The organism is Erythrobacter cryptus DSM 12079 (genome assembly GCF_000422985.1).
GTDB lineage: Bacteria > Pseudomonadota > Alphaproteobacteria > Sphingomonadales > Sphingomonadaceae > Erythrobacter > Erythrobacter cryptus.
Genome location: NZ_AUHC01000002.1, coordinates 201,797 through 224,411 on the forward strand (window position 1 = coordinate 201,797; position 22,615 = coordinate 224,411).

Below are 22,615 nucleotides of genomic sequence, written 5' to 3' on the forward strand. Positions count from 1 at the left end.
GATGCTCGAATATTTCCTGCGCCTTGCGCTGCTGCTGCCGCTGCTGGCGGGGTTGATCTGGGGCAGCCTGTGGCTCACCCGCAAGCTCCAGACCCGGCTCGGCGCTCTGGGGGCGGCCGGGGCGGGGGAGCGGCTCGAACTCATCGAGGCGCGCCTCATCGCGCCGGGGATGCGCCTTGCGGTGGTGCGCTTTCATGGCCGCGACATCCTGCTCGGCTGTTCGCGCCACGGGCTGGTGCGGCTCGGCGAGGCCGCCGCCAGCCCCGCCAGCGGCGCCGAAACCGAGGCGCGCGGCTGATGCGCGGGCGCAGCATGATCCGCGCCGCGCTGGCAGGGGCGCTCGCTCTGCTGCTCCTCGCCCTGCCCGGCCTTGCCCACGCCGCCGCGCCTGCCGCCGCCGCCGCGGCGCCGCTGCCAGGGCCCGATCCGGTGGCCGCGGGGATCGGCGGGGCGATCGAGCGCGCGCTCGGCAGCGGCGGAGCGGGCAGCCAGGCCCCGCTCAGCCTCTCGCTCCAGCTGCTGCTGGTGATGGGGCTGCTCACCATCCTGCCCGCGCTGGTGCTGATGATGACGAGCTTCCTGCGCATCCTCGTGGTGCTGGCGATCTTGCGCCAGGCGCTCGGCCTGCAGGGCGCGCCCCCGGGGCAGGTGCTCGCGGGCCTGGCGCTGTTCCTCTCGCTCTTTGTCATGGCGCCGACGCTCGATGTGGTGAACAGCACGGCGATCGCCCCCTATGCCGCGGGCACGCTTGGCGCCGATGCCGCGATCGCCAAGGCGGGCGAGGCCTTCCACGCCTTCATGCTCGCCCAGACGCGCGAGGCCAATCTCATGCTCTTCAGCGATCTGGCCGGCGGGGCGCGCTTTGCCAGCGGTGCCGAGGTGCCTTTCTCGATCCTGCTGCCGGCCTTTGTCACCAGCGAGCTCGAAACCGCCTTCCAGATCGGCTTCATGATCTATCTGCCCTTCCTCGTCATCGATCTGGTGGTGGCCAGCGTGCTGATGAGCCTGGGCATGATGATGCTCTCGCCCACGATCATCTCGCTGCCCTTCAAGCTGCTGCTGTTCGTGCTGGTGGATGGCTGGGCGCTGCTGATGGGCTCGCTGGCGATGAGTTTTGCCCCATGAGCGAGGAAGCCCAGCTGCTGGCCCTGGCTGATCAGACGCTGTGGGTGATCGCGCTCATCGCCGCCCCGGTGCTGGTGGCCACGCTGGTGGTGGGGCTGGTGGTGGGGATCATCCAGGCCGCCACCTCGGTCAACGAACAGAGCCTGTCCTTCATCCCCAAGCTGGCGGTGAGCGCGCTGGTGCTGGTGGTGCTGGGCGCGGCGATGATGGGCCTGCTTGCGGATTTCACCCGCGAGATCATGGATCAGATCGCAGGGATCGCGGCATGAATGTGCCCGATTTCGGCCTTGCCGGGCTCGAGGCACAGCTCTGGCAGGTGCTGCTCCTGTCGATCCGCTGCGGCGCGGCGCTGTTTGCCGCGCCGATGCTGGGGGCGATGGCGGTGCCGGTGCCGGCGCGGATCCTGGCCAGCCTTGCCCTCGGCCATTTCCTTGCCGCCCACGTGCCGCTCGCTGCGCTGCCCGCGCCGCTCTCGCTTGCCGCGGCGCTGGCGGTGCTGCACGAGGTGGCGATCGGCCTTGCGCTGGGCTTCGTGCTCCAGCTCGCCTTTGCCGCGGCGCTGATCGCGGCCGAACAGATCGCCGGCACCATGGGCCTGGCGCTGGCAACCGCGATCGATCCGGCGAGCGGCGCGCAGGCGGGCGCGCTCGGCACCTTTCTGGGGCTGGTGATGAGCCTGTTGTTCTTTGCCAGCGGCGCGCATCTGTTGTGGTTTGAACTGCTGGTGGAAAGCTACCGCCTGCTCCCCGCCGGGGGCGCCGGGCTGGGGCCGGAGCAGGCGCGCGAGATTGCCCTGTTCATGGGCCTTGGCCTTGCCAGCGCTGCGGCCATAGCCGCGCCGGTGGTGCTGGTGCTGCTGCTGGTGCAGGTGGTGACCGGGATCATCGCCCGCGCGGCCCCGGCGCTCAACCTGTTCGCGCTCGGCCTGCCGGCGGGCGTGCTGGCGGGAATTGCGGCGCTGATCCTGGCCCTGCCGGCGATCCTTGCCCAGCTGCGCAGCGCCATCGCCGCGGCGCTCGAACTTGCCGGCGCGATCGCCGGCACTGGGGCAGGGCTGGGGGCGCCCTGAGATGGCCGAGGAGAGCGCCGGGGAAAAGAGCTTTGCCCCCACGCCGCAGCGCCGGCGCGAGGCCGCGCGCAAGGGCGATGTGCTGCGCTCGAAGGAATGGGCGACCGCCGCGGCGCTGGGGGCAGGGGCGCTGGCGCTTGCCGCGCTGGGGCCCTGGCTCGCCGATGGGCTTGCCCGCGTGGCGCGCGCGGCGCTGGTGTTTGATCGGGCTGCTCTCGATGGCTTCACCCCCGGCGCCGCGCTGGGCGGTGCGGCGCTTGGCGTGCTGCCCCCGGTGATGGCGCTGGGCCTCACGGTGGCGGGGTTTACCCTCGCCTCGCAGCTGCTGCTCGGGGGGGCGGAAGGGCGCTTTGTTGCCGGCAATGCCGCCTTCAAGCCATCGCGCATCAACCCGATCAACGGCTTGAAGCGCATCTTCGGCTGGCACGGCCTTATCGAACTGGCCAAGGGCCTCATCAAGCTTGCCCTGCTTGGCGGGATTGCCGGTTGGTGGGCGCGCGGGCACCTGCCCGGGCTGATGGCGCTGGGCGCGGCGCCGATCACGGCGCAGGTGCAAGGGGCGCTCGAGGCCACCCAGGGGCTGATCGGCGCGCTTCTCATCGGCCTTCTTGCCATCGCCGCGATCGATTGGCCGCTGCAACGCTTCCAGCGCGACAAGCGGCTGATGATGAGCCGCGAGGAACTGCGCGAGGAATTGAAGCAGGCCGAAGGCTCGCCCGAGATGAAGGCGGCCCGGCGCCAGCGCCAGCGCGATCTTGCCCGCGGCGGGGTGGCCCGGGCCATGGCCGAGGCGCAATTCCTCGTCACCAACCCCGAGCATTTTGCCGTCGCGCTGCTCTACGATCCGGCGCGCGCCCCGGCGCCGCTGGTGCTGGCCAAGGGGCGCGGCGAGGTGGCGCTCGCCATGCGCGAGATTGCGCAGGAAAAGGGCCTGCCGGTGCTCGAATATCCCACGCTCGCGCGCGCGCTCTATTTCACCACCCGGCCGGGCCAGATGGTGCGCGAGGAGCTTTATGTCGCGCTTGCTGCGCTGGTCGCCTTCGTCATGGCCTTGAAGCGCGGGCAGGCGCCCGCCCGGCCCCGGATCGCGGTGCCCGAGGCCCTGCGCTTCGATGCCGATGGGCGGCCCGCGCGCGATGCTTAAACCTGCCAAGCCTTCGCCGTTCTTGCGCGCATGAGCAGCCCCGGATCATCGATCATTTCAGCCCTCGGCGCGGGCAGCGGCGTCGATTTCATCAAGCTTGCCGATGATATCGCCGCGGCCAGCTTTGCCGGGCAGCGCAACAATCTGACCAGCCGGCGCCAGAGCCTCGAGGCGCAGGTTTCCGCCGCCGCGCAGCTCAGGAATGCGCTCACCAGCCTGGCGAGCGCGCTGGGCGAGCGCATCAGGAACGGCGATCTGGCCCCGCGCGGCGTGGTCGCCAACCCTGCTGTGGCCACGGTGAGCGTGGCCCCCGGCGCCCTGCCGCGCGGCACCTTCTCGCTCGAGGTCAGCGCGCTGGCGAGCGCCCAGACCCTGGTGAGCGCGCCGCTTGCCAGCAGCGATGCCCTGGTCGGCGAAGGCACCTTCACCCTGCGGCTGGGCACGGTGGATGGCACCAGCTTCACCCCCGATGCCGCGCGCGATCCGATCACCATCGCGGTGAGCGCCAGCGACACGCTGGCCAGTCTGGCGAGCAAGATCAACCAGGCGAGCGGCGGGGCGATTGCGGCCTATGTCGCCAGCGGCACCGGCGGGGCGCGGCTGGTGCTCAAGGGCCGCGAAGGGGCGGCCAATGGCTTTGTGGTCGAGGCCACCGGAATGGGCGGCGGGCCGGTGCCGGGCGATCTTGAATATCTCGCCTGGGCGCCCGGCGCTTCGGCCCCGCCGCTCCAAAGCGTGGCGCGCGATGCCGCCTTCAGCCTCGATGGGGTGGCGATGACCAGCCCCTCCAACCGCGTCACCGGGCTTCCCGGTGGCTTTTCGCTCACGCTTGGCGCCACCAATGTCGGCGCGCCCACCACCATCAGCTTTGGCGGCAACAGCTCCGCGCTGTCGGCGGTGATGGGCGATCTCGTCGCCGCGCTCAACGACATCACCGCGCAGGTCAACGAACTCGCCGCTCCGCTCGGCGGGCCGCTCGGCAACGACAATGGCGCGCGCGCGCTGCGCCGCAGCCTCGCCGCACTCGCGGGCGAGGTGGTGATGCCCGGCGCGGCTGCGGGGGCGCCGCGCACGCTCGGCGATCTTGGCCTTGCGCTCAACCGCGACGGCACCTTCCGGCTCGATGCGGCGCGGCTTTCCCGCGCGCTCGAGGATCAGCCCGAGGCGGTGGCGGCGATGTTCACCACCGGGGCGAGCGGGGTCTTTGCCACGATCGACCGTTTCGTGCGCGCCAACAGTTCGATCGGCAATCCCGGCACGCTCGGCGGCTCGCTCACCCGCTATGAGCGCGAGCTTGCCGCGAGCGATGCGCGGCTCGGCAAGATCGCCGAGCAGCAGGAGGCCCTGCGGCTGCGCCTCACCCGCGAGTTCACCGCCTCCGAACGCCGCGTTGCCGCCGCGCAATCGACCCTGGCCTTCCTGCGCCAGCAGGTCGATCTGTGGTCGGCGCGCGAGCGCTGATGCGGGGGCCGGACGATGCAGCCCATCACCTGCCACCCCGCCGCGGCCTATCGCCGGGTGGCGCTCGAGGCGCGGATCGCCGCGGCCGGGGCGGGCGATCTCACCCGCATCTGCCTTGAGGAGGCCGAGGCGGCGCTGGGCACCGCCCTGGCCCTGATGGCGCGGGAAGCAGGCGCGAATGGGGGCGCAAATGGGGACGGGCTTTGCCCTGGTTCTGCCGCCGCTTTGCCGCTGCGCGCGCCGCTTTCCCGCGCGCAGACGATCCTCTTGTGGCTCGCCCGCTCGGTTGCGCCAGAGCACCCGCTCGCCGCCAGCCTTGCCGCTTTCTACGGCGCGCTTGCCGCGCAGATCGGGGCCTTGCTCCAACAGCCCGATGGCCCGAGGCTTGCGGCAATTCGCAAGGATATCAGGGATGTGCTTGAGGCGGCCGGCTAGGCGCGGGGCAATGTTTCACGTGGAACATTTTGCGATCATCACCCCTCGGCGATGAAATCGGCGATGATCCTTGCGGCGTCCCTGGGATCCTCGAAGGGGTGGAAATGGGTCATGTCGGGGCGGTGGAGATCGCGGCCCCGGGGCAGGATGTCGGCAAGCTCGGCCCAGGTGGGCGAGCCTTTGAAATCGGTAAGTTCGCTCTGCCGCGCGCGCACCACCAGCACCGGGCAGGTGACGCTGCGGGCGGCCTCGATGATCCCCGGATTGCTGCGGCTCGAGGCATAGATGCTGGCCTCGACCTCGGGGGGGCAGGCCAGTTCCATCCCCGTGCCCGAGGCGGCGGGGCGCAGGCCATGGCGGCAGTAATCGGCAAACACCCGGGGATCGAACAGGCAATAGGGATCGCGCGTGGCAAAGCGCGCCATCATCTCCTCGACGCTGGCAAAATCGCGCTTGCGGCGGATCGCCGGGTGGGGATTTTCGGGGGTGTAGAGCGGGGCGGGGGCGGCATAGAAGGCCGGCGCCAGGATCACCGGATCGAACAGCACCAGCCGGCTGAAGGCGCCGGGGCGATCGGCTGCGACCTGAAGCAGCGTGTGCCCGCCCATCGAATGGCCGATGCCGATGGCGCCGGTGAGCGCGGCTTGATCGAGAAAGGCGGCCACATCGCGCGCGACGATGCGCCAGTCGTCGATCGGCCCGCCGCCGGTTTGCCCATGGCCGCGCAGATCGAGCGCATGGGCCGGATGGGCGTTGAGGCTTTCGATCACGGCATCGAACACCCGCCCGTGAAAGCCGGTGGCATGGGCAAAAACAAGCGGCGCGCCGTCGCCATCGGAAGGCCAGTGGTGCACCGCCATGGCGATATCACCCACACGGTGGAAGCGGGTTTGCGGATTGGGGCGGGCAGAGGTCATGCCCGCGGGCTCAAAAGCATCGCCCGGTGCAAGTCAATCGCGCGCTTTTGCTAAGGGGCCGGTGTGGCGGCGGGCTGGCGAATGAAGGCCAGCGCCTCGGCCAGCCGCTGCGGCGCGATCAGCCGCAGGGCGGCAAGGTAGAGCGCCACCCCCAGCGGCACGGTGAGGGCAAGCTGCGCGAGCGGCGGCCAGCTTGGCGGCAGCAGGCGCAGCGCCAGCGCCACCCCGGCGGCCATTGCCAGCGCCGCGGCAAGCGGCGGGGCGATCGCGCGGGCGAGCGCGGCGAGCCTGAGGCCGATCAGCCCGCCCGACAGCCACACCGTGGCCGCGGTCAGCACCGCCATGCCGCCAACCCAGGCCCAGGCAAGGCCAAAGATCCCCCAATGCGCGCCGATCCAGAAGGCGGCAGGCATCACCAGGCTGCCCAGCATTGCGATCCTGAGCGCGGCTCCCGGCACCCCGCGGGCATTGGTGGCCGGGGCAAAGAGAATTTGCAGCGTCATCATCGCCATCGCTCCGGCGAGGATCGGCAAAAGCGGGCTGATCTCGTGCCATTGCGCGCCGAGCAGCACCGGCACCAGCGGCTCTGCCACCACCGCCATCCCGGCATAGGCGGGCAGCGCCACCAGCATCACCAGCCGGATGGTGGCGAGCAGCGCCTCGGGCGCGGCGCCCTGCTGGCGGCTGTAGGCGGCATAGGCGACCTCGTTGATCGGGGGGATGAACTTGGCCGCGAGCAGCTGGGCGAGGAACAGCCCGGTGGTGTAGACCCCGAGCGTGTGCGGATCGAGCGCCCGGCCGGCGATCATCACGTCCGATTGGCTCTGCACGAACCAGAACAGCTGGGTCGCGGTCATCATCCCGCCAAAGCCGGCGATGTGCCCGGCCCCGGCAAAGCGGAAGCTGGGGCGGATCGGGGCGCGCGCCGCCCAGGTCATGCCGATCGCCTCGGTCACGAGGATCGTCAGCGGCGCGAACACCAGCGTCCACACCCCCCAGCCGGCCAGCGCCCCGCCGAGCGCCATCCCCGCCCCGGCAATCGCGGCGACGAGGCGCACCTGGGCTGGGCGGCGGAAATCCATGCGCCGCGCCAGCATCGCATAGGGCAGGGCGCTGAAAGGCACGGTAAGATAGATGAGCGCCTGCACCCGCAGCAGCGCGGCCACCTTGGGCTGGCCGAACCAGGCCGCCACCAGCGGCGCGGCGAGCACCTGCACGACCGCGAGGCCGAAATTGAGCAGGATCAGCATCCCCAGCGTCTGGCGCAGGCGCTCCTCGCTCACCTCGCGCTCGCGGATCAGCGCCGAGGCCAGGCCCCAGCCATTCATGGTCGAAAGCAGCACCAGCATCACCTGGGCCATGGCAAACAGGCCATAGTCCTGCGGGGCGAGCAGGCGGATGACGATCAGGGTCGAGGCCCAGGAGACCAGCTGGGTGAGCACCTGGCTGCCCGAGCGCCAGATCACCGCGCTGCGCACCTGCGCGGCGAGCGAAGGGGGCGCTGCGGCGGCGGTTGCAGCGCTGCCGCTCCCGACAGGCGCGCCCGGGGCCTCGCGGGCGGTGCGGGGCGGATCGGCCTCAGCCATGGTGCGCCTTGCCCCAGCCGGCCCACAGCGGCGCGATCAGCCGCGCGGCAAGGCGCGGGCGCACGATCAGCAGATCGACCAGCTCATAGCCGGCCCTGGCGCCTATTTCGCGCTTGTAGCCGCTGTCGCCCGCGCCAAGGTCCATGAGGTCGATCCCGCCCGCGATCGCATCGGCCAGCGCGCGGTGATTGGCAAGCTTGCCGATCTCGTGGCGGGCAAGGGCCTGAACATAGCTTCCGGCGATGCCATATTGCACCTGGCCATCGATGAGATCGAAGCTGAAGGCCACCGGCTTGCCACCCACCTTGAGGATCGTGGCGCACAGCATCGCGGCCAGGGCCGGATCGGCCAGCACCTCCAGCCACAGCGCCCGCTGGTGGGGATGGAGGAACTTGGCGCCGCTGCCATCGGTGCGCGCGGCGATCCAGCTGGCCGCCTCGATCGCGGCAAGCTCATCGAGCGCCGCCGCGCTCCAGGCGGCCCCGCGCACCCGGCTCCAGCTCACCGGGCCTAGCCGGCCGAGGCGCCGCTCGATCCGCGCCATGCGCTTGGCTGTTGAGGCGCGCGGCCAACCCTCGGCGCGCGCGGCGGCGCAATCGATCACCCAGCACGTGCCGGCCGGGCGGGCGAGCACCTGCCAGCCGGCAGCTTCGGCAGCAGCGACAAGGCGGGCGGTGGCAGGGCAATCGGCGCGCGCCGGGCCAAGCCGCCAGATCGGCCCGAGCGCGCGGCGGGCGGCGGGAAGGGCGAGCGCGGCGGCAAGCTCGCGCGGGTCGCAATCGCGCCCGATCAGCGCGGCGCGCAGCGGCCAATAGGCGCCCGCCACCCGCCGCGCCCCGAGCAGCGCCGGGCCGAAGCCAATGGTGGGAATGGCAGCGATCGGGAAGGAACCGCATTGCCCGGCGCGCTGCACCAGCAGGCTGCGCCCTCGCTGCGCGCTGTGGGGGCGGGCACAGGCGCTCAGGCTGGCGCGATACCAGGCGGCGCGCAGGAAGCCGTGGCCGGCAAGGTTGTGCTCGGCGAGCGCATCGAGCGCGGGGGGGAAGCCCTCCACCTCCACCGCCACCAGGCGGCTCGCTGCGATCCTGCCTTCGAACATGCTTCCACCTGGTCAGCCGCAAGCGGGGTGGCCTGCGCGCGCGGGCGGCAGGACTGGCGGCGCTCTGCTCTAGCCGGGGGCGCGTAACCATGCGGTTAACCACGCGCTTTTGCCCGGCTCTCCCGCCCTTTCGGGAACAGGGCGCGGCGCTGCCGATTGACAGGGGCGCAAGCCTTGCCCCAAGCCAGCGGCCAGCCGTGTCCGATCCCCTGCCTTCGCCTTCGCCCGAGCGCCCCGTGCCCGCCGCCGATCCTGCGCGCGAGGCCGAAGCGCGCGCCTTCCGCCAGCTGATGGGCCAGTTTGCCACCGGGGTGGCGGTGGTGGCGCTGCGGGGTGAGGGCGGGCGCATCTCGGCGATGACGATCAATTCGCTGGTCTCGCTCTCGCTCAGCCCGATGCTGGTGAGCTGGAGCCTGCAAAACAGCGCGAGCCAATATGCCGCCTATGCCGGGGCGAGCCGCTTTGCCATCAGCATCCTGGCCGAGGATCAGGCGGTGCTCGCCCGGCGCTATGCCGCGCGCGGGGATTCGGCGCTGCTGCCGGGCGATTTCGAGGAGGGGGCAGGGGGCCTGCCGGCGATCCGCGGGGCGCTTGGCCAGATCGCCTGCCGCCGCTTTGCCGCGCACCCGGCGGGCGATCACACCCTCATCATCGGCGAGGTGATCGCCATGGCGCGCAGGCCAAGCGGTGGGCGCCCGCTGGTGTTCTTCGGCGGGCGCTTCGGGGGCCTAGAACAGGATCACTGAGCGGATCGACTTGCCTTCGTGCATGAGGTCGAAGGCGGTGTTGATCTCATCAAGCCCCATCACGTGGGTGATCATCGGGTCGATGGCGATCTTGCCGGCCATGTACATATCGACGATCCTCGGCACATCGGTGCGGCCCTTGGCCCCGCCAAAGGCGGTGCCGCGCCAGTTGCGCCCGGTAACGAGCTGGAAGGGCCGGGTGGCGATTTCCTTGCCCGCCTCGGCCACGCCGATGATGACGCTGGTGCCCCAGCCGCGGTGGCAGGCCTCGAGCGCGGTTCGCATCACCTCGACATTGCCGGTGGCATCGAAGGTGTAATCGGCCCCGCCATCGGTGATCTCGATCACCCGCGCGACGATCTCCTCGCGGCTCATGCCGCGGCTGTCGAGGAAGTGGGTCATGCCGAAGCGCCGGCCCCATTCCTCGCGCGCCGGGTTGATGTCGATGCCAAGGATGATGTTGGCCCCCGCCAGCCGCGCGCCCTGGATGACATTGAGGCCGATGCCGCCCAGCCCGAAGACCGCGACATTGTCGCCCACCTGAACCTTGGCGGTGTTGATCACCGCGCCCACGCCCGTGGTCACCCCGCAGCCGACATAGCAGGCCGACTGGAAGGGCGCGTCCTTGCGGATCTTGGCCACCGCGATTTCGGGCAGCACGGTGAAATTGCTGAAGGTCGAGCAGCCCATGTAGTGATAGATCGGCTCGCCCTTGTAGGAAAAGCGGGTGGTGCCATCGGGCATCAGCCCCTTGCCCTGCGTGGCGCGGATCGCGGTGCACAGGTTGGTCTTGCCCGAAAGGCAGCTTTTGCACTGGCGACATTCGGGGGTGTAGAGCGGGATGACATGATCGCCCGGCGCGACCGAGGTGACGCCCGCGCCCACCTCGCGCACGATCCCGGCGCCCTCGTGGCCGAGCACGCTGGGGAAGATTCCTTCCGAATCATGCCCATCCAGCGTGTAGGCATCGGTGTGGCACACGCCCGTGGCCATGATCTCGACCAGCACCTCGCCGGCCCTGGGGCCTTCAAGATCAAGCTCGACGATCTCGAGCGGCTGCCTCGGCGCGAAGGCAACGGCGGCGCGGGTCTTCATCGGGTGTTCTCCTGTGGCTGCTGATCGGGACGGGCCACGGCTGCGTGGCCAAAGGGGCAATGGCGGCAGCCCGAGCCGCAGCAATGGCCGCGTTTGAGATGGGCCAGCCGGGTGAACACGCTGTAGCCGGTTTCGGGATCGCGATAGGTCATGGCCCCGCGCGCGCAGGCCGCTTCGTGCAGGGCGTGCCAGAGGGGGGGCGTGGTCATCGGCGCCGAGCGATAGGCGCGCCCCGCGGCAAAGACAATCCGGGCAGCGGCAGGTGAGGCAGGGACAAACCGGCTTGCGCATGCCGGCGAATTGCGCTGTGAACCTGCGGCCTTGCCACGTGCCGCTGCTGTCCGGAGAAGCCCCCTTGCGCATCCTGCTTGCCACTCTGGCCCTCATCCTTGCCGCACCCGCCGGTGCGCAGGGCATCCAGCAGACCAAGGGCCGCTTCGAGGACAAGTTCCGGCAATTGGACGAGGTGCTGCCCACCCCCAACACCTATCGCAACGCCAGCGGCGCGCCGGGGCACGAATATTGGCAGCAGAAGGTCGATTACACCATCACCGCCCGGCTTGATGAGCCGCGCCGCCGCCTCAGCGCCGAGGCTGAGGTGCGCTACACCAACAATTCGCCCGACAGCCTGCCGTGGCTGTGGATGCAGCTCGATCAGAACATCTTCAGGCGCGATTCGATGGCCGAGCTGACCGACGTGTTCGGCGGCCCCGGGCGGCGCGGGCCCAAGGTCAGCCTTGGCACGGATGGCGAGCCGGCGCGCCTCTCGCTCGAGGAGCTGCGCCGCCAGCAGGCCATGGCCGACAATGACTATGGCTACACCATCACGGCGGTGAAGGGCGCGGACGGGGCCGATCTGCCGCACACCATCGTCGGCACGCTGATGCGGATCGATCTGCCGCGCCCGCTCGCCCCGGGCGAGACGCTCACCTTCTCGCTCGCCTTCGCCTTCAACATCGTCGAGGAAGACGCGGTGGTGGCGCGTTCGGGCTACGAGCACTTCCCCGACGATCCGAGGAAGGGCGGCAATGACATTTTCCTGCTTGCCCAGTGGTTCCCGCGCATGGTCGCCTATTCGGACTATGAGGGCTGGCACAACAAGGAATTTCTCGGCCGCGGCGAGTTCACGCTCGAGTTCGGCGATTATGAGGTGAGCCTCACCGTGCCCGATGATCACATCGTCGCGGCCACCGGCGAGCTCGCCAACCCCGATGAGGTGCTCACCCCGCTCCAGCGCCAGCGCCTCGCCGCGGCGCGCAAGGCCAGCGCGCCGGTGTTCATCGTCACGCCGCAGGAGGCCGCCGCGGCCGAGGCCGGCAACCCCACCGGCACCAGGACCTGGCGCTTTGCCGCACGCAACGTGCGCGATTTTGCCTGGGCCTCGAGCCGCAAGTTCATGTGGGATGCGCAAGGGGTCCACCAGCCCGGCGCCGAGCATGAGACCGTGATGGCGATGAGCTTCTGGCCCAAGGAAGGGGGCGAGCTGTGGCGCAAATATTCCACCGCCGCGATCGCGCACACGCTCAAGGTCTATTCGCGCTTCAGCTTCGACTATCCCTATCCCACCGCGCAATCGGTCAACGGCCCGGTGGGCGGGATGGAATATCCGATGATCACCTTCAACGGGCCGCGCACCACACTCAACAAGGATGGCAGCCGCACCTATTCGCTCGCGGAGAAGATGTTCCTGATCGGCGTCGTCATCCACGAGATCGGGCACATCTACTTTCCGATGACGGTCAATTCCGACGAGCGGCAATGGACCTGGATGGACGAAGGGCTCAATTCCTTCCTCGATTCGGTCGCCGGCTATGAATGGGACCCCAAGCTGCCCTGGACCCGCAGCCTGCCGCGCGACATGGTGAGCTACATGATCTCCTCCGAGCAGGAGCCGATCATGACCCAGTCGGATTCGGTCACCAACCTTGGCGCCAATGCCTATGGCAAGCCTTCGGCTGCGCTGCACCTCTTGCGCGATACCATCATCGGGCGCGAACGCTTCGATTTCGCGCTCAAGGAATATGCCCGGCGCTGGAAGTTCAAGCGCCCCACGCCTGCCGATTTCTTCCGCACCATCGAGGAAGCGAGCGGCACCGATCTCGACTGGTTCTGGCGCGGCTGGTTCTACACCACCGACCATGTCGATATCAGCCTCGATACGATCTATCGCCTGCGGCTCGACACCAAGGACCCCGACATCGATCTGCCGCGCCGCCGGGCCGAGCGCGCCGAGGCGCCCGAGCCGGTGGGCGTTGCCCTCAACCGCGCGCAGGGCTTGCCGATCTGGGTACTGGAGAACCGCGGCGTTACCGATTTTTATGATCGCAACGACGAATTCACCGTCACCCCCAAGGATCGCAAGGCCTATGCCGAGTTCCGCGACAGCCTCTTGCCGTGGGAGCGGGCGGCCTTCGAGCGGGCGGTGAAGGAAGATGCCAATTATTATGTCCTCAACTTCACCAACCGCGGCGGGCTGGTGATGCCGATCATCCTCGGCCTGTCGTTCAAGGATGGCAGCCGCGAGAAGCTGACGATCCCGGCCGAGATCTGGCGGCGCAACCCGCGCGAGGTGGCCAAGCTCCTCGTCTATCCCAAGGGCAAGGAGCTGGTCGAGGTGGTGGTCGATCCCGATTGGGAAACCGGCGATGCCGATATCGAGAACAACCACTATCCGCGCCGCATCATCCCCAGCCGCATCGAGGCCTTCAAGGCCGAGGCGGCAAAGGCGCGCAGCGCACGCGACCTGATGGGCGAGGCGGCCGGGGCCGAGCCGGACAAGAAGCGCAAGTGATCGCCCGGCGCGCCGTGCTCCTCGCCCTGGTGCTGGCGCCGCTCGCCAGCCGGGCGCTGGCGCACCAGCAGAAGCGCACCATCACCACTCTGGCGCCCAATCCGCGCAGCGCCATGCTCGAGATCGTCCACCAGGTGCCACTGCACGATGCCGAGCATGCGCTCGCCTTCCAGGGGGTGCGCCGCCCCGATATCATCGCCAGCCCGGAAAGCCGCGAGGCCTTTGCCCGCTATGCCACGCGCCGCTTCCTGCTGGCGGTGGAGGGCGAGATCGTCGTGCCCGATTATGTCGGCAGCGAGATCGAGCGGGGCTTTTTGTGGGTCTATCAGGAATGGCCGCTGCCGGGCGCGGGGCAGGGCGGCGGGGCTGATGCGGCGCCGCGCACGCTGCGCCTCAGGGTCAACGCGCAGATCTTCACCGATCTTTGGACGGCTCAGGAAAACCGGGTGAACATCGGGCGCGGCACCCGGGTGGAAACGCTGGTGTTCCACCGCGGCGATGCCCCGCGCGAGGCGCTGCTGCGGATCTAGCGCGCGGCGCGGCGGGGCTGGGGCGCGGCCTGCGCGCCAAACTGGGCCTCAAGCTCGCCGATCAGCATCGGGCGGCCAAAGCGGAAGCCCTGGACATGGCGGCAGCCGATCGCGCGCAGGAACAATTCCTGCTCCTCGCTTTCCACCCCCTCCACCACCACCTTCAAGCCCAGCGAATGGCCCATCTGCACGATCGCCTGGATGATCAGCCGGGCCTGGTGATCCTCGTGGATCGCCGCGATGAAATCGCGCTCGATCTTGACCTTGCGGATCGGGAAGGCGCGCAGGTGGGTGAGCGAGGAAAAGCCGGTGCCGAAATCATCGAGGCACACGGTAAAGCCGCAATCATCGAGCATGGCGAGCGAGGCGCGCACCTGCCCGTCGGCATCGATCAGCATGGTCTCGGTCACCTCGATGATGATGTGCTCCGGCTGCAGCGGGCTGTCGTCGATCACGTCGATGAGGTGGCGGACGAAATCGCATTGCTTGAGATCCGCCTCGGAAAGGTTGAGGCCGATGCGCGTGTCCGGGCCGAACAGGGCGAGGATGCGCGGCCCATCGGCCACCACCTGGTCGAGCATCACCCGGCTCACCCGGCGCGAGAGCTCGGGATCGAGCAGCGCGGCAAAGACCTCGGTGGCGCTGAGCAGGCGCCCGTCCTCGTCGCGCAGCCGCAGCAGCGCCTCGACCGAGACCACCCGCCCACTCTCCAGCTCGCGGATCGGCTGATAGGCCGCCAGCACCCGCCCGCCATTGAGCGCCCCGCGCAGCCGGGCGATGGCGTTCTGGCGCTCGGTCTGGCGGGCCTCGATCTGCTCGCTCCAGCACACCACGCTGCCGCGACCGTGCGCCTTGCCGTGATAGAGCGCAAGGTCGGCCCGGCGCATGATCTCCTCGCTGCGCGCCGGGCTGGCGATCTGCGCCACCCCGCAGGTCGCCCCGATCTTGATGAGCACGTTGCCCAGCGGGGGCAGCGCATCGAGCGCGGCGAGCAGCCGGGTGAGCATCGCCATGACCTCTTCGAGCGCCAGGTTCGGCGGGAACAGCAGGGCAAATTCATCCCCGCCCCAGCGCGCCGCGAAGACCTCACCTGGCAGCGCCAGGCGCAGCTGCTCGGCGACGGTCTCGAGCACCCTGTCGCCGACAAGGTGGCCGAGCGTGTCGTTGACATCCTTGAACCCATCCAGATCGAGCAGCGCCACCGTGACCGGTTTCGCCTCGACCTGCTGCATTGCCTTGGCCAGCTTGCGGTCAAAGGCGGCGCGGTTGAACAGTCCGGTCAGCCGGTCGCGCTCAGCTGCACGCTCGAGCGCGGCATTGCGCAAATATTCCTCGGTGCAGTCGAGGATGATCCCGGCGACGCTGTCGGGCAGCCCATCGACATCGATGCGTTCGCCCACCACCCGGATGCGCCGCGGCTCGCCATCGCGGCGGTGGATGGTGGTCTCGAAGCTGAAGGGCAGGCCATCGGCCACGGCCTGCTCAAGCTTGGCCTTGACCATGATCTGATCCTCCGGCTCGTAGAAGCGGATCGCTTCCTCGACCGTGGGTGTCGTGTCGGGCTCGGCACCATTGATGACATAGACCTGGTCGGACCAGTGCAGCGTCCACGTGGCCAGATCGACCCGCCAGAAGCCGACATTGGCGGCCTGTTCGGCCTGGCGGAAGATCTGGCTCGATTGCTTGAGCGCGGCGTTGGCGAGGCTCAGTTCACGGGTGCGGGTGTGCAGCGCGATCGCGCGTTCGGCAAGTTCGGCGAGCATGGCAAGCGGGGCGATCTGCTCCGCGCCGAAGGCGCCCGGCTCGGGCGAGATGCCGCACAGCGCGCCCAGAACCGTCCCGTCATCGAGCCGCACCGGCACCCCGATATAGGAGCGGATGAAGGGCGGGCCGCCGACCAGGCGGTTGCCCGCAAGCCGCGGATCGGCGCGGGCATCGCCGATCAGCACCGGCGAGGCGCCGATCACGCACAGCCGGCAGATCGAATCGGCAATGTCGGTCTCGCCGCAGGCCAGCCCGGTGCTGCCGAGAAACCACTGCCGTTCCTCCTCGACCACCGAGATCAGCGCGATCGGGCAGCCGAGCATGGTGGCGGCCAGCAGGGTGATGCGCGAAAACACCTCCCGATCAGGGACGGTCTCAAGCCCAAGCTGGCGAATCGCATCGAGGCGCTGAGGGTGGTGCACGGCACCCCAATGGCGGGCAAGGGTTTAAGAATCCTTGCCTCAGGCCCTGCGTAGGTGCGCAAGGTGTGCGGGCCTGTGCGCCTGGTCAACGGCGTTTCAACGCTCGTGCAAACGCATGGTCCAACGCCGTGCCGCCAGGGCGGGGGCGACCAGCGGCGCCGCCTGCCCTTGTGCGGGCCCGGCTGGGGCGCCGCTCCCCGATTGATCAGGAGAAAGAAGAATGATCCCCTTGCATGATGAGAGCGCGCGCCTGCTGCGCGCCGGTCTTGCGGTGAGCGCCGCCACCATCGCTGCGATTGCGCTGGGTGCGGCCCGGGCCGAGAGCTTCCACGGCCCCTATGCCGGCGCCGCCGCCAGCTACGAGAGCTTCTCGGGCGCGCTTTCGGGCGCGGCCTTCAAGGCCTATGCCGGGTGGAACATCCCGCTCGGCAAGGACTGGGTGCTCGCCCCCGAGGTCAGCCTCGCCGCCAGCACCGCCGAAGCCAGCGAGACGCGCGAGACCGCCGCCTTCACCGAGGCCACCAGGGTCAGCATCGACCGCCAGCGCGGCGCCGAGCCGCGGCTTGGCCGGCGCCTCTCCGAGGAGCTGCTGATCTATGCCGCGTGCGGGTGGCAGCGCTTTGCCGTCGATGCCCGCACCACCCGGCGCCCCAGGCCCTGCAACGCTTGCACCCCGAGGCAGTGCGAGATTGGCTTTGACGAGGATGTGTGGACGATCGGCGCCGGGGTCGAACTGGCGCTGTCGCGGCGGCTCACGCTGCGCGGCGCCTATGCCTTTGCCGAGGGCGATGCCTATCACCGCCACGGCCTGACCGCGGGCCTTGCGCTGCAATTCTGAAGGGCGGGCGATTGCACCGCGCAAGCTCGAGGAGCACCTGCCATGACCCTCTCCCCCGCGCCGATCGCGCTCACCCGCCGCGGCCTCCTCGGCGCGGGGGGCGCTACTTACCATCCTGCCCCGGCCGCGCTCGCCGCGCTGGTGGGGGAGCGCATCGGCTTTGCCGTGATGCGCGGCGCGTTTTCCGGGGTGTGCCGGATCGCCTATCCCAATCGCGCCTTTGCCGAGGCCTGCACCATCCGCCACCTTTTGTGCCATGCCGCCGGGCTTGGCAGCCTGTTCGACCGGCCGGGCTATGACAAGCATCGCCCCTATGCGCGCATGGCCGATCTGCTGGGCGCCTTTGCCGCTGCCCCGCCGGCCTTTGCCCCGGGGAGCAGCGCGGCCTATTCCAACGAGGGCTTCGTGGTGCTGGGCGCGGTGATCGAGGCGGTGACCGGCGCGAGCTCGTATGATCTTCTCGAAAGCTGGATCTATCGCTCCCGCGGGGATGGGTGCGAGCGGGCACTTCTTCTCGCGCGCCCTGCCCGATCGGGTGGCGGTGGGCTTTCGCTACCGCGAGGATGACCACTTCGGCATCGACGCACGCCAGGACAACCGCGATTTTCTTGGTTATCGCGGCAATTCCTGTGGCGGGGGTTATGCCACGGTCGGCGACATGACCGCCTGTCTCGGCGCGCTGCGGCGCGGGGACATCGTGGCCCCGGCGCTGGTGGAGGCGCTCCTTACCCCGCCGCCGGGCGGCCTTAGAGACTATGGCATGGGCTTCATCGTCAGGCCGTTGGCGCCGGGGCGCACGCTGGTGGGCCATGGTGGGGGCGGGCCGCACAGCGGGATCGGCGGGATGAGCGGGACGATCCGCGAGACCGGGTGGGCCTTCTCGGTGCTGGGCAATTACGATGCCCACTTCACCGGCGCCATCGCCGATGACATTGCCCTGCTGCTCGCCCGGCTCGCCTGAGCCTGCGGGCAGCGGCATCAGGCCGCGCCGTGCCGCTCCACCGCGCTGGCGAGGTGGCCAAGCAACCTTGCCCTGGCCTCGGGATCGCTGATCGGGATGGTGCCGATCGCCGGGTGCTCGGGGCCGGGCGGAGAGTAGCGCAGCAGGGCCTCGGTGGCAGCCGCCCAGCCTGCCTCATTGCCCAGATCGATCGCCGCCGCGATCGCCGCGATCAGCCCCGCGGGGTTGCTCGGCTGGCGATCAAGCCCGCGCTTGGCGGCCCTGGCGGCCTCGGCAAAGCGGCCCGCCAGCCAGTGGCAGATGGCTCGCCCGCACTGGGTCGAGGTGATGTTCGAGCCGAACGGATCGCAGCGGTCGGCGTGGTTCCAGTGCTGGATCGGGGTCTCGGTCTCGCCCGCCATGCAGCGCACCCAGGCGCTGGCGCTCCAGGCCACGCGCGAGAGCGGGTTGATCCGCGTGGCAAGCCCGATAGCGCGCAGCGCCGGCTCGAAATCCTGCGCGAGGTGCGCCGCTGACCAGGCGCCGATCGCCAGCGACTGCGAATCGCCTGCCGCCATCGCCATATGGGCCTGCGCCAGCGCCTCGCGCCGCCCGGTTTCGCCCAGGCCCTGGCCCAGCCCGGCCTTGGCCCGGGCGGCAAAGGCGTTGAGCGGGCCGTGGCCGGGATCGCGCCGCCGCCCCTGCTCGAAGGCGTCGAGCGCCAGCGCCTGGTTGGCGGCGGCTGGGCCGGCCATTGCGGGACTGGGCGCGGCGGGCATTACCTCGGCCGACGCGGCCAGCGCCCCTGTAGCAGCGACGGGCCGGGGGCAAGCCCGGCGAGCCTGAGATTGCGTTCGGCCTGGGCCACCGTCTCATGCGCCTTGTCGCGGCGCCTACATTCCACCAGCATGCGCGCCAGCGACGCCGCCGCGCTTTCATCGAGCGGGTCGAGCGCCACCAGCGGAGCCGAGGCGACCGCGCCCGCGGCGATCGCCTGCCGCTTCCACGAGGCCGGGGGCTGGCTGCCGGCTTACCTCGAACTCAAGCAGCGCATGGGCGAGGGAGGAAGCCGCACCGGGCGGCCGAGGTTCGACCGGATCGCGCTTGCCATCGCCCCTGCACCAGAGGGCGCCGCGCCGGGCGCCTATGTCTTTGCCCATGAGGGCGTGGCGGTTGGCGCGGTGGAACTCGGGGCGCGCCCGCTGGTGCGCTTCAGCGCCGCGCATGGCCATGCGCGCACCCGGTGCGCGGTGATGCTGGCAGCCACGGTGCTGGGCGTGCGGGGGGCGCGTCCGAGACCTCCGCGCCCACTCTTGCCGCGGCGCCCGCGCAGCGCTGAGCCGGCCCCAGACGGGGCCTTGCATCCTGGTGCCTGCAACAGCGATGGTCACGGCGCCGGGCCGTGGCCCTCGCTTCGCGCGTGGCGCTGGTCGTGGCGCTGCCGGGCTGGCCCGGCCGGGCCGGGGGCTAAGGAAGGGGATGGTGCGGTCGAGAAGACTCGAACTTCCACGGGCTTTCGCCCACAACGACCTCAACGTTGCGCGTCTACCAGTTCCGCCACGACCGCACTCGGGGTTTGCCGGGGCAGGCCAGTCGGCTGCCCCGCGGTAGGAGCGCGCCCCTAGCAAGGGGCCGGGCCGGGTGCAAGCGCTTTGACGCTCTGGCTGCGTGCAGGGTTCAGGCGGGCGCCCAGCCGATCGCGGCATCGACCGCGCCGGGTGGGATGTCGGTGATCGCCTCGGTCACCGTCACCGTCTCGCCGGGGGCAAGGCGGCGCTTGGGCGGCTTGACCACCCAGTCGCCGATCTTGCGCTTGCGCGCGTCGGAAAACACCACCAGCACATCGGGCACGCTGCGGCTTTCGCGCCCGGTGTTGGTGATGGTGCCGCGCAGGCGGAAGATCACCTCGCCGCTGGGCAGGGTTTCCTCGCCCTGTTCGGCCGCGGGAAACTCGAGCTTGAGATCAGCCTCGCCGATCCCGAAGGTGGGGCGGGTGACGGGCACCCATTCGGGCAGGCCATAATAATTGACCGCGACTGTGGTCGCCCCGGCGATGAGGGCAAAGAGGATCGCCGCGAGCGTCCACATCCGCAAGGAATTGCGCCGCCGGGTGAAGGGGGCGCGGTAATCGAATTGCGAGGCGCCCTCCTCGTCATAACCCTCGCCTGCAGGCGCATCGTCATCGGCGTAAGGCGGGGCGCCATCGCTCGGCGCAAGCGGCGGGAGGTCGGCTGCGCCGGCGCCTTCGTCCGCCTCCGTGCCATCCTGCGCGCCTGCCTCGGCAAGGCGGGGCGGTGCGGCAGCGGGCGCCAGGCCTGCGCCGCTCAGCCCGCGGCGCAGCGCCCGGCGGGCGAGCACGGCATCGTCCTCGACCGGGGTCGGGGCCGCGGGCGGTGCCGGCGGGGCGTCGCTGCTGCGCCAATGGCTGATCTCGGGCTCGGCAGGCGCCCCATCAACCGCCTCTGGCGCCGCGGGCGCGGCGGCGGGCGGTGGCGACGCGGGTTCAGGCGGCGCGGGTTCAGGCGGCGCGGGTTCAGGCGGCTGGGCGGGTTCGGGAGGCGGCGGGGCCGCAGCCGACGCCGGGGGCGGGGGCGCGGGCTGCGCCGCGGCGGCGGGCTGTGCGCCTAGCGCTGCGGGCGCCGGGCGGGGCGGCAGGTCGCGCTCGGGCGGCTCCTGAAACCAGCTGTGCTTGCACTTGGCGCAGCGCACCGTACGCCCTTCGATGCCGATGGCAGCATCGGGCACCGCGTAGCGGGTGCGGCAAGCTGGGCAGACGATGATCATCTTGCCTTCTGCAATAGTCGGCGCGCCCCCCCAAACAAGCCCGGGCGCGCCCTGTGAGGGCGAATTGGCGCGGTTTTCCACATGGAAGGCGGTCGTGAGCGCCCCAAGCGCGCGGCGCGCGGCGAATGGCGGCTTTTCCCGGCCCGGCGGCGCTGATAGGGCCGCGCCATGAGCGAGCGCATGATCGGCCATGTGACCTTTGACAATGTCGGCCTGCGCTATGGCACCGATCCCGAGGTGCTGAGCAACCTCAGCTTCACCCTCTATCCCGGCAGCTTCTATTTCCTCACCGGGGCGAGCGGGGCGGGCAAGACCAGCCTGTTGAAGATGCTCTATCTCGCCCAGGCCCCCTCGCGTGGGGCGATCCGCATGTTCGGGCACGATCTTGTCACCCTGCCGCGCGCGCGCCTGCCCGAGCTGAGGCGCCGGCTCGGGGTGGTGTTCCAGAACTTCCGCCTGGTGCCCCACCTTACCGCCTTCGACAATGTCGCCCTGCCGCTGCGCCTTTCGGGCACGCCGGAGCCGAAGGTCGCGCGCGCGGTGGGCGACATGCTCGAGTGGGTGGGGCTTGCCCACCGCGCTCGGGCGCTGCCGCCGACGCTCTCGGGCGGCGAGCAGCAGCGCGTGGCCATCGCCCGCGCGGTGATCGGCAGGCCGCAGATGCTGATCGCCGACGAGCCGACCGGCAATGTCGATCCCGACATGGCCGTAAAGCTGCTGCGCCTGTTCGAGGCGCTCAACCAGAGGGTCGGTACCACGGTGGTGGTGGCCACCCACGATGTCCACCTGCTGCAGAAGGTGCCCGATTCGCTGATCATGCGGCTCCACAAGGGCCAGCTTTCCGATCCCACCGGAGCGCTGCGCTATCCGCCGCGCCCGGCCGCGCCCGGCAGGAGCGGGGCATGAGCCTGCCGCCGCGCGCGTCCGAGGAGGCCGCGGCGCTGCCCGAGGGGGGCGAGCCGCAGGCCGCCGCCGCCGCATCGCCGCGCCGTTCGGGCGCCCCGCCGCTGCTGCCGGCGCGGCGCCTTTCCGGGCCGATGCCCTGGGTGATCGCGATCCTCATCGCGCTGGTGGTGATCGCCGCGGCCGGGGGCCTTGCGCTCAAGAACCTTGCCGCCGGGGCGCGCGCCGAGCTTGCCAGCGCGCTCAGCGTGCAGGTGATCGAGCCCAATCCCGAGCTGCGCGCGGCGCGCAGCGCCGAGGCGGTGCGCTTGCTCACCCGGATCGAGGGCGTGCGCGCGGTGCGGCCGGTGAGCGAGGCCGAACTCGTCGCCCTGCTCGAGCCTTGGCTCGGGGCGGGCGCGACCAGCGGCGAGGTGCCGATCCCGGCGCTGATCGATGTCGAACTGGCCGGGCCGGCCAGCGCGGCCGCGATCGCGCGGATCGAGGCGGCGCTGGCCCGGAGCATCCCCGGCGCCCGGGTTGACGCCCAGGCCGCATGGCTGGCGCCGGTCTATGATGCGCTGGCGGCGCTGCAATGGCTTGCGCTCGGCCTCATCGCGCTGGTGGCGCTTGCTGCCATTGCCGCGGTGTGGCTGGCGGCGCGCAGCGCCTTTGGCGGCGCGCGCGAGACGGTCGAGATCATGCACCTGCTCGGCGCCAGCGATCGCCAGATCATCGCCGTGTTCCTGCGCGCGGTGCGCAGCGAGGCGCTGCTCGGCGCAGGCCTTGGCGGGGTGATCGGGGCGGCGGCGGTGTGGCTGCTTGGCCGCCAGTTCGCCGCGCTCGACAGCGGCATGGGGGCGGGCGGGGGCCTGATGCCCGCCGACTGGCTGGTGATCGCGGCGATCCCGCTGGCCGGGGTGGCGCTGGCGCTGGTGACGGCGCGGATCACCATTGCGCTCGCGCTCAAGGACATGCTCTAGGGGC

At 70.5% G+C, this 22,615-nt stretch carries 24 protein-coding genes and 1 tRNA gene; 15 read left to right on the plus strand and 10 right to left on the minus strand.

Annotated elements, in window-relative coordinates:
* Position 1: 1 nt before the first annotated feature.
* Genes G524_RS0103810 through G524_RS0103840 form a run of 7 tightly spaced genes read left to right on the plus strand, consistent with a single transcriptional unit; the run spans position 2 to position 5,234 of the window.
* On the plus strand, positions 2-298 hold the full coding sequence (locus tag G524_RS0103810; protein WP_027442522.1) for a flagellar biosynthetic protein FliO: 297 nt from the start codon (positions 2-4) through the stop codon (positions 296-298).
* Positions 298-1,125, plus strand: a complete 828-nt coding sequence (fliP, locus tag G524_RS0103815; protein WP_245561280.1) for a flagellar type III secretion system pore protein FliP — start codon at positions 298-300, stop codon at positions 1,123-1,125. Before G524_RS0103810 ends, fliP begins: the two co-directional genes overlap by 1 nt.
* A complete protein-coding gene (locus G524_RS0103820) occupies positions 1,122-1,394 on the plus strand; it encodes a flagellar biosynthetic protein FliQ (protein ID WP_027442524.1) in 273 nt (90 codons plus the stop codon). The genes fliP and G524_RS0103820 overlap by 4 nt, the downstream gene beginning before the upstream one ends.
* Entirely contained in the window at positions 1,391-2,194 is an 804-nt protein-coding gene (locus G524_RS0103825) for a flagellar biosynthetic protein FliR (protein WP_027442525.1), read from the plus strand. The genes G524_RS0103820 and G524_RS0103825 overlap by 4 nt, the downstream gene beginning before the upstream one ends.
* Position 2,195: 1 nt before the next feature.
* Entirely contained in the window at positions 2,196-3,338 is a 1,143-nt protein-coding gene (locus G524_RS0103830; protein WP_027442526.1) for an EscU/YscU/HrcU family type III secretion system export apparatus switch protein, read from the plus strand.
* Between the two features lie 30 nt (positions 3,339-3,368).
* Positions 3,369-4,799 carry a flagellar filament capping protein FliD gene (gene fliD, locus G524_RS0103835; RefSeq protein ID WP_027442527.1) on the plus strand — a complete coding sequence of 477 codons (1,431 nt, stop codon included), beginning with the start codon at positions 3,369-3,371 and terminating at the stop codon, positions 4,797-4,799.
* Positions 4,800-4,814: 15 nt separating this feature from the next.
* Positions 4,815-5,234, plus strand: a complete 420-nt coding sequence (locus G524_RS0103840) for a hypothetical protein (protein ID WP_027442528.1) — start codon at positions 4,815-4,817, stop codon at positions 5,232-5,234.
* Positions 5,235-5,272: 38 nt separating this feature from the next.
* Here the strand turns inward: G524_RS0103840 and G524_RS0103845 are convergent, their stop codons facing one another.
* Genes G524_RS0103845 through G524_RS14895 form a run of 3 tightly spaced genes read right to left on the minus strand, consistent with a single transcriptional unit; the run spans position 5,273 to position 8,836 of the window.
* Complete coding sequence (locus tag G524_RS0103845; RefSeq protein WP_027442529.1) at positions 5,273-6,151, minus strand: alpha/beta fold hydrolase; 879 nt, start codon at positions 6,149-6,151, stop codon at positions 5,273-5,275.
* Positions 6,152-6,201: 50 nt separating this feature from the next.
* A complete protein-coding gene (locus G524_RS14890) occupies positions 6,202-7,737 on the minus strand; it encodes a lipopolysaccharide biosynthesis protein (RefSeq protein WP_084625037.1) in 1,536 nt (511 codons plus the stop codon).
* Positions 7,730-8,836 carry a GNAT family N-acetyltransferase gene (locus tag G524_RS14895; RefSeq protein ID WP_051220884.1) on the minus strand — a complete coding sequence of 369 codons (1,107 nt, stop codon included), beginning with the start codon at positions 8,834-8,836 and terminating at the stop codon, positions 7,730-7,732. Before G524_RS14895 ends, G524_RS14890 begins: the two co-directional genes overlap by 8 nt.
* Positions 8,837-9,033: 197 nt before the next feature.
* Between G524_RS14895 and G524_RS0103860 the strand changes: the two genes are divergently transcribed.
* Entirely contained in the window at positions 9,034-9,582 is a 549-nt protein-coding gene (locus tag G524_RS0103860) for a flavin reductase family protein (protein ID WP_051220885.1), read from the plus strand.
* Here G524_RS0103860 and G524_RS0103865 read toward each other — a convergent pair.
* Both G524_RS0103865 and G524_RS0103870 read right to left on the minus strand, forming a co-directional pair.
* Positions 9,565-10,677, minus strand: coding sequence for an S-(hydroxymethyl)glutathione dehydrogenase/class III alcohol dehydrogenase (locus G524_RS0103865; RefSeq protein ID WP_027442531.1), 1,113 nt, complete (start codon positions 10,675-10,677; stop codon positions 9,565-9,567). The genes G524_RS0103860 and G524_RS0103865 overlap by 18 nt on opposite strands.
* Positions 10,674-10,886, minus strand: a complete 213-nt coding sequence (locus G524_RS0103870) for a C1orf53 family protein (protein WP_036857317.1) — start codon at positions 10,884-10,886, stop codon at positions 10,674-10,676. Before G524_RS0103870 ends, G524_RS0103865 begins: the two co-directional genes overlap by 4 nt.
* 98 nt (positions 10,887-10,984) lie before the next feature.
* On the opposite strand from G524_RS0103870, the gene G524_RS0103875 reads away from it, so the two are divergent.
* A complete protein-coding gene (locus G524_RS0103875; protein ID WP_211219273.1) occupies positions 10,985-13,468 on the plus strand; it encodes a M1 family metallopeptidase in 2,484 nt (827 codons plus the stop codon).
* Positions 13,465-13,998 (plus strand): DUF6702 family protein, encoded by a 534-nt coding sequence (locus G524_RS0103880; RefSeq protein ID WP_027442534.1) that lies wholly within the window; start codon positions 13,465-13,467, stop codon positions 13,996-13,998. The genes G524_RS0103875 and G524_RS0103880 overlap by 4 nt, the downstream gene beginning before the upstream one ends.
* Here G524_RS0103880 and G524_RS0103885 read toward each other — a convergent pair.
* On the minus strand, positions 13,995-16,184 hold the full coding sequence (locus G524_RS0103885) for a putative bifunctional diguanylate cyclase/phosphodiesterase (protein ID WP_027442535.1): 2,190 nt from the start codon (positions 16,182-16,184) through the stop codon (positions 13,995-13,997). The genes G524_RS0103880 and G524_RS0103885 overlap by 4 nt on opposite strands.
* A 220-nt stretch (positions 16,185-16,404) precedes the next feature.
* Between G524_RS0103885 and G524_RS0103890 the strand changes: the two genes are divergently transcribed.
* Genes G524_RS0103890 through G524_RS17295 form a run of 3 tightly spaced genes read left to right on the plus strand, consistent with a single transcriptional unit; the run spans position 16,405 to position 17,983 of the window.
* Positions 16,405-17,022, plus strand: a complete 618-nt coding sequence (locus G524_RS0103890; protein ID WP_027442536.1) for an outer membrane beta-barrel protein — start codon at positions 16,405-16,407, stop codon at positions 17,020-17,022.
* Between the two features lie 42 nt (positions 17,023-17,064).
* Positions 17,065-17,589, plus strand: coding sequence for a serine hydrolase (locus G524_RS17290; RefSeq protein WP_027442537.1), 525 nt, complete (start codon positions 17,065-17,067; stop codon positions 17,587-17,589).
* Positions 17,513-17,983, plus strand: a complete 471-nt coding sequence (locus G524_RS17295) for a serine hydrolase (protein WP_169447827.1) — start codon at positions 17,513-17,515, stop codon at positions 17,981-17,983. The genes G524_RS17290 and G524_RS17295 overlap by 77 nt, the downstream gene beginning before the upstream one ends.
* A 17-nt stretch (positions 17,984-18,000) precedes the next feature.
* Here the strand turns inward: G524_RS17295 and G524_RS0103905 are convergent, their stop codons facing one another.
* The 4 genes from G524_RS0103905 to G524_RS17300 all read right to left on the minus strand — a co-directional run bounded on the left by G524_RS0103905 (position 18,001) and on the right by G524_RS17300 (position 20,746).
* Positions 18,001-18,717: a tetratricopeptide repeat protein gene (locus tag G524_RS0103905; RefSeq protein ID WP_027442539.1), complete on the minus strand. Its 717-nt coding sequence runs from the start codon at positions 18,715-18,717 to the stop codon at positions 18,001-18,003.
* 23 nt (positions 18,718-18,740) lie between these two features.
* Positions 18,741-18,920, minus strand: a complete 180-nt coding sequence (locus tag G524_RS0103910; protein WP_027442540.1) for a hypothetical protein — start codon at positions 18,918-18,920, stop codon at positions 18,741-18,743.
* 522 nt (positions 18,921-19,442) lie between these two features.
* A tRNA-Leu gene (locus tag G524_RS0103915) sits at positions 19,443-19,529 on the minus strand.
* Between the two features lie 110 nt (positions 19,530-19,639).
* Positions 19,640-20,746: an MJ0042-type zinc finger domain-containing protein gene (locus G524_RS17300; protein WP_027442541.1), complete on the minus strand. Its 1,107-nt coding sequence runs from the start codon at positions 20,744-20,746 to the stop codon at positions 19,640-19,642.
* A 168-nt stretch (positions 20,747-20,914) separates the two neighbouring features.
* Here G524_RS17300 and ftsE point away from each other — a divergent pair, with 168 nt between their 5' ends.
* Together ftsE and G524_RS0103930 are read left to right on the plus strand one after the other, a co-directional pair.
* The gene (ftsE, locus tag G524_RS0103925; RefSeq protein WP_027442542.1) at positions 20,915-21,652 is read left to right on the plus strand and encodes a cell division ATP-binding protein FtsE; all 738 of its coding nucleotides are present in this window, start codon (positions 20,915-20,917) and stop codon (positions 21,650-21,652) included.
* The gene (locus tag G524_RS0103930; RefSeq protein ID WP_084625039.1) at positions 21,649-22,611 is read left to right on the plus strand and encodes a cell division protein FtsX; all 963 of its coding nucleotides are present in this window, start codon (positions 21,649-21,651) and stop codon (positions 22,609-22,611) included. The genes ftsE and G524_RS0103930 overlap by 4 nt, the downstream gene beginning before the upstream one ends.
* The last annotated feature ends 4 nt before the right edge of the window (positions 22,612-22,615 follow it).